At 58.4% G+C, this 10,120-nt stretch carries 9 protein-coding genes; 4 read left to right on the forward strand and 5 right to left on the reverse strand.

What is annotated here, in order from left to right:
• The first annotated feature begins 637 nt into the window (after positions 1–637).
• The gene (locus L3J03_11285; GenBank protein MCF6291561.1) at positions 638–1,957 is read left to right on the forward strand and encodes an ATP-binding protein; all 1,320 of its coding nucleotides are present in this window, start codon (positions 638–640) and stop codon (positions 1,955–1,957) included.
• 608 nt (positions 1,958–2,565) lie between these two features.
• Here the strand turns inward: L3J03_11285 and L3J03_11290 are convergent.
• The 5 genes from L3J03_11290 to L3J03_11310 form a co-directional block, all read right to left on the reverse strand.
• Positions 2,566–3,021 (reverse strand): DUF1178 family protein, encoded by a 456-nt coding sequence (locus L3J03_11290; protein MCF6291562.1) that lies wholly within the window; start codon positions 3,019–3,021, stop codon positions 2,566–2,568.
• A complete protein-coding gene (gene htpX, locus L3J03_11295) occupies positions 3,018–3,851 on the reverse strand; it encodes a zinc metalloprotease HtpX (GenBank protein ID MCF6291563.1) in 834 nt (277 codons plus the stop codon). Before htpX ends, L3J03_11290 begins: the two co-directional genes overlap by 4 nt.
• A 297-nt stretch (positions 3,852–4,148) precedes the next feature.
• Entirely contained in the window at positions 4,149–5,222 is a 1,074-nt protein-coding gene (locus tag L3J03_11300; GenBank protein ID MCF6291564.1) for a mechanosensitive ion channel family protein, read from the reverse strand.
• 18 nt (positions 5,223–5,240) lie between these two features.
• The gene (locus tag L3J03_11305) at positions 5,241–5,420 is read right to left on the reverse strand and encodes a Trm112 family protein (protein MCF6291565.1); all 180 of its coding nucleotides are present in this window, start codon (positions 5,418–5,420) and stop codon (positions 5,241–5,243) included.
• Positions 5,421–5,548: 128 nt separating this feature from the next.
• Complete coding sequence (locus L3J03_11310; protein ID MCF6291566.1) at positions 5,549–6,340, reverse strand: 16S rRNA (uracil(1498)-N(3))-methyltransferase; 792 nt, start codon at positions 6,338–6,340, stop codon at positions 5,549–5,551.
• A gap of 212 nt (positions 6,341–6,552) precedes the next feature.
• On the opposite strand from L3J03_11310, the gene L3J03_11315 reads away from it, so the two are divergent.
• From L3J03_11315 to proC, 3 genes are all read left to right on the forward strand, one after another.
• Positions 6,553–7,929 (forward strand): 3-deoxy-D-manno-octulosonic acid transferase, encoded by a 1,377-nt coding sequence (locus tag L3J03_11315; GenBank protein ID MCF6291567.1) that lies wholly within the window; start codon positions 6,553–6,555, stop codon positions 7,927–7,929.
• Positions 7,926–9,011: a tetraacyldisaccharide 4'-kinase gene (gene lpxK, locus L3J03_11320; GenBank protein MCF6291568.1), complete on the forward strand. Its 1,086-nt coding sequence runs from the start codon at positions 7,926–7,928 to the stop codon at positions 9,009–9,011. The genes L3J03_11315 and lpxK overlap by 4 nt, the downstream gene beginning before the upstream one ends.
• A 145-nt stretch (positions 9,012–9,156) precedes the next feature.
• Positions 9,157–9,975 carry a pyrroline-5-carboxylate reductase gene (proC, locus tag L3J03_11325; protein ID MCF6291569.1) on the forward strand — a complete coding sequence of 273 codons (819 nt, stop codon included), beginning with the start codon at positions 9,157–9,159 and terminating at the stop codon, positions 9,973–9,975.
• The last annotated feature ends 145 nt before the right edge of the window (positions 9,976–10,120 follow it).

Consider the following 10,120-nt stretch of genomic DNA (forward strand, 5'->3'; position numbering starts at 1 on the left):
ATTGAGAAGGGCCGGCTGTTCATAAACAGGCTATCAAGCAGGAACTCGCTTCGCCGCAACGGCGATTCGGAAGCCATAAGCATATCATGCCGAAGTTGTTTCAAATTCCGCTTTTGCCGTCACGGCTGCGGCTCAGGGTCCGCTACACCGTTCGGTATAAGAAAACCCCTTTCCCGGTCCAATGTTAAACGTACGGGGTTTACCGAAACCTTACCTCCGGACAACAAGCTTCGCCCGGCGCGACTTTCATATAAAAGCAACTTGTTTTACGGAAGCCGGGGGACGGCCGGGGGTAGAGCAGGAAGCTGATTCCCAATCAGCGACACCAGGAATATCCAGTTAGTTTCGGGCTCGGGTAAAGAGCAGAACCGCTGAAAAGAAATTATGCCACTCACTATGAAATGGAGCGGAGCGGACCACCAGTCACCGCTGCGGGCTCCCTGATCATTGTCACAGCACCTTTTGCGCGATATTTTCGCACGGAGCATATTCTCCATCAGTAAGGTGTAGTGACCAGCGCGTATCCGGTAGGCGCCGGCCTTGACAGGAATGCGTTTTGCGGCTATCTTTTGGTCGGTAACTTACGATTTAGGTATAAGTTTTAGCCCCAATGATTACTTCTTGCAAAGGGAAGTCCATGTTCGAACGAGAAATAGAAAGAAAAATAGAAGATTTTATCGAGCTTGGTTTTCCCCGGTATATCCCCAGACAAGACAGGCTGTTTATGGTTGACAATATGGTGTCAACCGTTATCGGTGCACGCCGGGCCGGCAAGAGTTTCAGGATATTGCAGGCAGCGGCCGAGTTGATTGCTCAGCAGAAAGTAGCATCGATCAACCACGTTTGCTACCTGGATTTTGACAATCCGATCCTGTCAAGCATGAAAGCCGCGGATCTCCTTCTGATCCAAAATACTTTCCTGAAACTGAATCCGGAAATCGTCCCCCAGACCCCCTTATTGTTTCTGCTGGACGAGATCCACAAGATTCAGGGATGGGAAGAGTATGTCATTGATCTCTCCCGCAATCCCAACTGGAAGGTCATTGTTTCCGGGTCATCTTCCAAAATGCTCAAACATGATATTGCCACGGAACTGCGAGGCAAAGCCATATCCACCACTGTTTTCCCGCTCAGTTTCTCCGAGTATCTGCAATTCCACAATTTCAACCACAAGATCGGTTCCACCAAGGGGCTGGCCGAAATCAGGCGCCTTTTTGATGAATACCTGAAATGGGGCGCTTATCCGGCCCTTACGGCCTTAGACGCCTATCTCAGGGAAGGAATCCTGCGGGAATACTTCGATACGATGCTCCTCAAGGACATCATCCAGCGCTATAATGTCGGTAAACCGCAACATTGCATCCGTTTATACAGATATCTCCTTTCCAATATCAGTAAGCCTTATACCCTGCAGAGCGCTTATCGCTATCTCAAGGGTTGCGGGCTCAACACGAGCAGGGAAGCGGTGCGGAATTACCTGGCCTGGGCAAAAGATTCGTGGCTCCTGTTCACCATCCCGATTTATTCTGATTCTTTAAAAGAACAGGAAAGAAATTATAAAAAGTTATATGCCATAGATTGGGCCCTGGCCAATAAAAACAGTCAGATATGGAACGGTTCCTATTCAAGGGCCTTGGAAAATATGGTCTACCTGGCCCTTTGCCGGCAATGGCACAGAGTGCAGTACTATCTGACCAAAAGGAAACGGCTGGAGGTGGATTTTGTCGGGGTGGACAGTCATGGCAACCCTGGTATAGCCGTGCAGGTCTGCATGGACATCAGCCGGGAGGCCACCATTCAACGTGAGCTTGAGGCACTGGCAAAAACCGCCGGCTATTTCGGCATAAAAGAGAACCTGATCATCACCTACAACCAGGAAGAAGATTTTTCCGTCGCCGGGATCGCCATCCGGGCCATTCCTGCCTGGAAATGGTTGCTTCAAGACCGATCATCTTGAATAATGCCAGGTCTTGCCGATATCGCTTGACCCCGTGGAGGCCTGGTACAGCATCGAGTGGTCCCGGCGTAAAGGATCCAGTCGAGCAAATATTTGAAGTATCGTACAATACCGATATGCGAGGGGGGTGATTTATGACAGTGATCTCCAGCACCATGAAAAGGCGACCGTCAAAGATATCATTGTCATCACAGATTGCGGACCCCGTATCCTGAAAACGGTTGGCATCGGTTTCTGGATACGGTGAGTTTGCAAGACAACACATCTCAACCAACGCCAAGTTCTGGGTAGCCTGCACACAACCACTCACAGGGTAAGCCCCCGCCGGACTCCGGGTTGCCTCCTGTCCGGTAAGCGCTTGCAGGGAAAGGAGTGTGCTCGACAGGTGGTCGCGCCACCCTGTGAGTGGTTAGATCACGATCATCGCTCCATGTTTTTTTCATTGTCCACGGTTTTTTTCATCCTCAGTCTTCTGTCCTCCGTCCTCTGTCCTCTGTCCTCAGTCCTCTGTCTTCCGTCTTCTGCTTGCCACGCCGTAGCCTCTTGTCCGCCGCAGCCTTCAGGCGAAGGAGGATGGCGAAGGCGGGTCCTCTGTCCTCCGTCCACATTCAATTCATCGAGCCGTCATCCCCGGCCGGCATTGGCACCTTCAATAAATTGATCCCCTCCTTTTCCAGGGTCTTCTCTTCCTCGGCCGTGGTCACCCCCCGAATGTTGCGGGGTTTCTCCACGCCGTAATGAATCTTGAGCGCCTCCGTGGCCAGGCGCGGGCCCACATCCTCGAAATTGTTTTTGACGAAATCCTGTACCGCACGCAGGAGACGGGCACCCTTGGCCTTTTCCCCCTCCGATGGCTCGGATCTGTCCTCCGCCGGCGGTTGGACTGCCGGCCGGGGCCCGGACCGGAGACTGCTCACCGGCGAGAGGATCTTGCGTACTTTCTGGCTGCCGCACTGGGGGCAGACCAGCAGGGCCGCGGTCTGCTGCGACTCAAAATCCCGGCGGTCCTCGAACCACCCTTCAAAGGTGAAACCGCAGGTACAGATTAGATCAAAAACAATCATACGGTCAACCGCTTGATCCGCTCCCGGATCGGGGGGTGGGTGCTGAACAGGTTGGCCATGGTCGAGGCGGACAGCGGGTTAACGATATACATCTGGGCCGTGGCCGGATTGACCTTCATCGGCCGCTGCCGGTTATAGCTCTCCAGTTGCCGCAGGGCGCTGGCCAGGGCCTCGGGCCGGCCGCTGATCCGGGCGGCGGCGGCATCGGCCTGGTACTCGCGGCTGCGGGAGATGGCCATCTGGATCAAGGCCGCGGCAATGGGGCCGACAATCATCATCACCAGCATGCCCAGCAGACCGCCGCCCTCATCGTCGTCGCTCCCGCCTATGCCGAAGATCATGGACCACTGGGCCATGGTGGCCAGGTAACTGATCGCGCCGGCCATCACCGCGGCAATGGAGCTGACCAGGATATCCCGGTTCTTGATATGGCCCAGTTCGTGGGCCAGCACCCCTTCCAGTTCCTCCCGGCTCAGGATGCGCAACAGCCCCTCGGTCACCGCCACGGCCGAGTGTTCGGGGTTGCGGCCGGTGGCAAAGGCGTTGGGGGTCTCGTTGGGGATGATATAGACCCGGGGCTTGGGCAACCCGGCCCGCTGGGCCAGGCCGGCCACCAACTGGTGCAGCTCCGGGGCCTGGGCCGGGGATACCTGTTGTGCCTTGCTCATGGCCAGGGCCATCTTATCGCTGTACCAGTAGGCAAAAAAGTTCATCCCCAGGGCCATGACCAGGGCAAACGCCAGGCCGCTGCCGCCGCCAAGGGCCTGACCGGCCAGCATCAACAGACCGGTCAGGGCCGCCATCAACATGAATGTCTTAACAAAATTCATTTTGCCAAAAACCTCTGAACCACAGTAACCGTTCACCAGGGGGCTACAGATTTACGGAAACCACCGGCCTGTAAGCGTTTACCAGTGCCAAGGATTCGTGCAAGCAGGCCGGCGAATCCATAGTATGCCTATGTGAGCCGGCCTGATCGTGCGAAGACGGGGTGCTGGTGAACGCTTACGGACCACAAACCCCCGGCCTGGGGCCTGAACGGCTCTGGGACGGGGGCTTTTGAATTACTATAAGTCCGGCTGATGCCTTGTCAAGAGCGACAGCGGCGGGCAATGGGACAGGGGATCTTATTCCAGTTGGTTGCCGGAACCGATGATATGGATGTCCCGCTGCGGGAAGGGTATGACGATGTTCCGCTCGTCAAAGGCCTGGTAGGCGGCCTTGAGCAGGTTGTGGGTCTCAAGCCCCTTCAGGCTCGGATCATCGACCCAGCAGAGCAGTTCGAAATTCACCGAGGAGTCGGCAAAGGTGCGGACCCGCACCCGGGGCGCGGGCTCCGGCGAGACGTTGGGATTGGCGCGGACCACGTCGAGCAGCACCTGCTCCACCCGGTTGAGATCGCTGCCATAGGCCACCCCCACCGGCACCCGGATCCGGAACCGGGGGATCGGCGCGCTTTCATTGATGATCTTCGAATTGGCCAGGATCGAGTTGGGCACCGTGATCAGGACGTCATCCCGGGTCTTGACCCGGGTGGAACGGATGCCGAGTTCCACCACCTCGCCCCGCTCCCCGCTGTCAAGGATGATATAGTCGCCCACCTTGAAGGTATTGTCCATGAACAGGCTGATACCGCCGAAAAAATTGGCCAGGGTGTCCTTGGCCGCCAGGGCCACCGCAATACCGGCAATACCGGCCGAGGCAAAGAGCGGGGTAAGATCCACGTCCCAGATGGCCAGCAGCCAGAGCAGCCCGGCAATGATCACCACCACCCGGGCCACGTTCTTCAGCAGTTGAAACAGGTCCTTGCCCACCTTGCCCCGGGTAAGGGCCAGGGCCAGGCTCCTCTCCGCCGCGGTGTTCAGGAAACGGAACGTCGCCACCAGCCAGAAGAGAAGAATCGAACTCTGGACGACCCGGGGCAGAACAAGCTGCCAGGGCGGTTGCAGCGGTTGGAGTACCAGGGCATGGAGCACGCCGAGCAGAAAAACCGTGCTGCAGATCGGGGCATGGAGAATGGCGATCAGATCGTCGTCAAAGGTCAGTTCGGTCCGGGCGGCCAACTGGCGGAACACCCGGTCGATGAGCAGGTCGGCCGCCTTGGCCAGGGCCGCGTAGACCGCCACCACCACCACCCGCTTGAGCAGGATGTTCTCACTGAAGACCTGGTACTGGTCAAGCAACACGCTGAAATCGATCAACTCTCCCCTCCCCTGATCCTATTCCGACGCATCATCAAGCCGCACCGCCTCGTCGATCAACATGATCGGAATATCGTCCTTAACAGGATAGAGCAGCTTGCAGGTCCCGCAGACCAGGCCGTCTTTTTTGTCGGTCAAGGTAACCCGGCCCTTGCATTTGGGACAGGCAAGGCTGGCAAGCAGTTCCTCACTGATCATGGTTCGTTCCTCCGTTTTCCGGCACGCCAATGCCGCGGGTCAGCAATTACAAAAAAATTTATAGATATATAGCATACTCAAACGATCCCACCAAGTAATCATCCGTTGAATCCAGCCGATCTCCGGCGTCACATCTTCGCCCGGTGGCTCAACCACGGCCGGCGGGCCGGCAGGGTTGAACCGTCCATCTCTCTGAGCAGGGTCAGTTGCGCGATGAGCGCAACCACCGCGGTCTCCAGCCGGAGGATCCGGGGGCCCAGGGTGAATGGCTTGAAGCCGCAGCCCCGGAACCGGCTGACCTCAAAATTCACCCAGCCGCCCTCCGGACCCAGGGCCAGCAGGACCCGGCCGCTATCCAGCGGCCGGACCAGGCCGGCCAGGGTGGTCGGCCCTTGGGGATGGGCCAGCAGACAGTGGCTGTACCCGGAAAGCAGCCCGGGCAGAAAATCCTCGACAAAGGGCCGGAACCGGGGATGGATGGAGACCCCGGGCAGCCTGGTATCCACGGCCTGCTCCAGCCCGTCGATCAGATATGAACGATAATTTTCGTTTTTCAAAAGCGATGCCTGGAAAAAACTCTTTTCCACCCGGTTGGAGTTGATCAGAAAAATCCGGCCCACGCCCAGGGAAGCGGCCTGGGCCAGGATCCTCTTCAACATGATCGGCCGCGGCAGGGCAATGATCAGATCGATCAAGGGCCGGGCCGGGGGCGGAGAGAGGGGGGTAAAAAAAAGTACCACCCGGTGACTGTCCAGCTCCTCGATCCGGCCCTGGCCGAGGTCACTGTTAATGATTCCCATCCGGAGGATGTCGCCGGGCCCGGCCTTGATAACTTTTACAATATGGTCCAGCCGGCGATCGTGGAGAATCACCCGGCCGGCCGGATCAAGCTCCTCAGGGCTTATGAGAATACAGTTCATCGGAAAAATCCATTGATCCGGTGGGTCAGGTGGGTTCTAATATTTCAATGGCGTCGCAAAAAAAACGCCAGCTACCGCGTTGCGCTAAATTGTCTCGTCACTGCGGCGTACCTGAGTACGCCTCATTCCTCGAAATTTGCGCGCCTTGTATCTGACGATTTTTGCTTAGCCATCCCGAATACTGATTTTTACTTTTACGGAATCCTTGTCCCGTGCGCCCTGGCGCTGAAGATTGCCAACCCGGCCGCAATCGCTGCCATTCCGAAATACACGCCATGGTTCTTCTATACAATTTCTTCCAGATCCTGGCCCTGATTCTATTCTTTCCGTTTGTTTTCGTCAAAATAATCACCTCGGGCAAGTACCGGAGTCTGGTGCCTGTCCGGTTGGGATTCGGACTTGACCATCGGCTGAAAAGACTTGGGCCGGACAGGCCGCGGATCTGGGTCCATGCCCTGTCCGTGGGCGAGGTCAGCTCGGCCCAATCGCTGGTCCGCTCCATCCGGGCCGCCTATCCCGGAGCGGCCCTGATCTTTTCCGCCACCACCTTGACCGGGATGAAGCTGGCGGCCCAGAGTCTGTCCCGGGAGGTTGACCTGTTCATCCACTTTCCCCTGGATTTTTTTATCACCACCAACCGGTTTCTCACCCAGGTCGATCCGGATCTGTTCATCCTGGTGGAGACCGACTTCTGGCCCAACTTCATGCACACCCTCAAACGAAAAAAAATCCCGGCCCTGCTGGTAAACGGCCGGATATCGACCCGGTCCCATGATCGCTACCAGCGTTTCCGATTTTTTTTCGCCCCGCTCTTTTCCTGTTTCCGCTTTCTCTCCATGCAGACCGCGATCGATGCCGAGCGGATGCGCGGACTGGGGATCCCGGCGGAGCGGATCAAAACGCTGGGCAACCTCAAATATGATGCGGTATTGCCGGGCCGCGGCACCAATGATGCACTCAACCGGGCGGCCCTGGACATTGACGAAAAAAAAACAATATGGCTGGCCGGCAGCACCCATGCGGGGGAGGAGGAGATCATCTTCCAGGTGTTCAGCCGCCTGGGCCGCCGGTTCCCCGCGCTCTTGCTGATCATTGCCCCGCGCCATATAGAACGAACCCCGGAGGTGCTGGCCGCGGCCAAGCGCCAGGGGCTCACCGCCAGATGCCGGACCGGGGATGCGGCTGACATTGACGGGGCAACCGTACTGATCCTCGACACCATCGGCGAACTGGCCTCCCTTTACCGATCCTGCGACCTCGCCTTTGTCGGCGGCAGCCTGGTTGCGGCCGGCGGACACAACCCGCTTGAACCGGCGGCCCATGGCCGGCCGGTGCTTTTCGGGCCCCACATGGAGGATTTCCAGGAAATCGCCCGCGACCTGGTCCAGTGCGGCGGCGGCCGGATATGCAGGGACGGTAATGCGCTCTTCTACCAGGTCGAGCAATGGCTGGCCGATCCCAGGGCTCGCAAGCGGGCCGGGGCGAACGCCGCGGCCATGGTTGCCGAACAACAGGGGGTGAGCGAACGCCATCTCCAGCTGATCAAGGAGTTGCTGGTTGCGGAAGACCAGGGAGAATCGAAACGGTGAGCCAGGCGCCCGATACAAAAAAGCTTGACCGTCTTTTTACGCTGGGCCGCCCCCTGGCGCCGATATACGGGGCGATCATGCGACTGCGGGCCTGGCTCTACAGTAAAAAAATATTCAGGCGGCACCGGCTGCCGGTCCTGGTGATCAGCGTCGGCAACCTGAGCATGGGCGGCACCGGCAAGACCCCGATGGTCATCTATCTCGCCCGTTTTCTGCGCAAGGCCGGCCGGCGGCCGGCAATAATCAGCCGGGGCTATGGCGGCAAGAGCAGAAAACCGGTCAATATCGTTGCGGACCAGGGGGGAATCCACCTGCCGGCCGAACTCTGCGGCGACGAACCGCGCCTGCTGGCCGAATCATTGGCCAAGGTGGTGGTGGCCACCGGCAGAAACCGCGTCCGGGTGGGCCGCCACCTGCTCCGGCACTATCCACTGGATACCCTGGTGCTGGACGACGGCTTCCAGCATCTTGCCCTGGAGCGGGATCTCGACCTGGTGCTGTTCAGCAGCCGCTCCCTGCTCGACCCCGCTTTTCTGCGGCCCGGCCGGGTGCTGCCCGGCGGCCCCTTGCGGGAACCGCCCAGGGCCCTTGAGCGGGCCGATGCCTTTGTGATAACCGGCATAACCGACCATACCCGGGACGCGGCCCAGGTATTCAGAACAAGATTAAGCGAGCGATTTCCCCGACAGCCGGTTTTTTTCAGCTCCTATCAACCCGAGCGGATCACCAGCCGGACCAGGGACCCGGCCCCGTCCCTGGACCGGGTCCGGCAGATACCCCTGTTCGGCTTCTGCGGCATCGCCGACCCGGAACCCTTTTGCCGCCTCCTGGCCGACGCGGGTTTCCGGATCACGGATTTTACCGCCTTTCCGGACCACCATTCCTATGGCAGATCCGATCTTGCCCGGCTGATGACCAGGGCCGCGGACCAGGGCGCCCGCGGTCTGATCACCACTGAAAAGGACCTGGTCAAGCTGAAATCCCTGGGTCCGGCCCCCCTGCCCATCTACGGTCTGGCGATATCAATACGGATGGAAGAGAACTTTGACCAGTTTCTGGCCAACCGGCTCACCGCTCCCTGAACCCGGGAAACAGGTTGGTTTTTTTTGGTTTATCAGATAAAAGCTGTAAAGACTTTGAGGACGGTTGGTTTATTCAATTTACAAGGATGCACACGGATATCAAAATCAGCCCCTCTTTCAGAACCGTAAAGGAGTAAATAACATTATGCAGCTGGATACAAAGATCGGATTCATTGGCGGCGGCAAGATGGGCGAGGCCCTGGTCAAGGGGATCGTTGACGCCGGTCTGGCCGGAGCGGACCGGGTGGTGGTGGCGGAACCGGACCAGTCCCGCCGCAAGTTACTGACCGCCACCCACGGGATTGCCGTACACCGGGACAGCGGCCCGGTCTGGTCCCAGTGCGGGATCGTGCTGCTGGCGGTCAAACCCCAGATGATGCGGGAGGTGCTGCTCAACTGCCGGGACCAGGTAAACGACAGTCACCTGATCATCTCCATTGCCGCCGGGATCACCCTGGACTTTCTCGAAGGGTTGCTGGGCGACCGCGGCTGCCGGCTGGTCCGGGTGATGCCCAATACCCCGGCCCTGGTGCTGGAGGCGGCCTCGGCCCTGAGCCTCGGCCCCAGGGCCACGGCCGCGGACCAGGATACCGCGGTGGCGATCTTCAATGCCATCGGCTCCACCGTGGTGGTTGCCGAGAACCAGATGGACGCAATAACCGGATTGAGCGGCAGCGGCCCGGCCTATGTGTTTTCATTCATCGAGGCCCTGACCGATGCCGGGGTCAGGGAGGGCCTGGGCCGTGATGTTGCCGAGAAACTGGTGCTGCAGACCATCCTCGGCTCGGTGAAACTCGCCCTGACCAGCAAGGAACATCCGGCCCAACTGCGGGCCATGGTCACCTCGCCCGGCGGAACGACCATTGCCGGCCTGCATGTCCTGGCCACGGCCGGGTTCAATGGAATCATCATGAACGCCGTGGCGGAAGCGACCCAACGCTCACGGGAACTGGGTGAATCATAAGGTCGATGGCATCGTCGTTAGTGTCCGTCCAGAAATGAGCAATTTCGTTCAAGATCAAGGATCGCGAAAAAAATAACCGGAGTCATATAAATGATATTACGAGGATTATTTTTTGAGCATGACGCCGAGATTGGGCGAAAGGGCC

This window comes from Desulfobacterales bacterium, assembly GCA_021647905.1.
GTDB lineage: Bacteria > Desulfobacterota > Desulfobulbia > Desulfobulbales > BM004 > JAKITW01.

Excerpts from the sequence above, each read along its gene's own strand:
- L3J03_11285 (MCF6291561.1), top strand. The coding sequence starts at position 638 with ATGTTCGAACGAGAAATAGAAAGAAAAATAGAAGATTTTATCGAGCTT.
- L3J03_11290 (MCF6291562.1), bottom strand. The coding sequence starts at position 3,021 with ATGATTGTTTTTGATCTAATCTGTACCTGCGGTTTCACCTTTGAAGGG.
- htpX (MCF6291563.1), bottom strand. The coding sequence starts at position 3,851 with ATGAATTTTGTTAAGACATTCATGTTGATGGCGGCCCTGACCGGTCTG.
- L3J03_11305 (MCF6291565.1), bottom strand. The coding sequence starts at position 5,420 with ATGATCAGTGAGGAACTGCTTGCCAGCCTTGCCTGTCCCAAATGCAAG.
- L3J03_11310 (MCF6291566.1), bottom strand. The coding sequence starts at position 6,340 with ATGAACTGTATTCTCATAAGCCCTGAGGAGCTTGATCCGGCCGGCCGG.
- proC (MCF6291569.1), top strand. The coding sequence starts at position 9,157 with ATGCAGCTGGATACAAAGATCGGATTCATTGGCGGCGGCAAGATGGGC.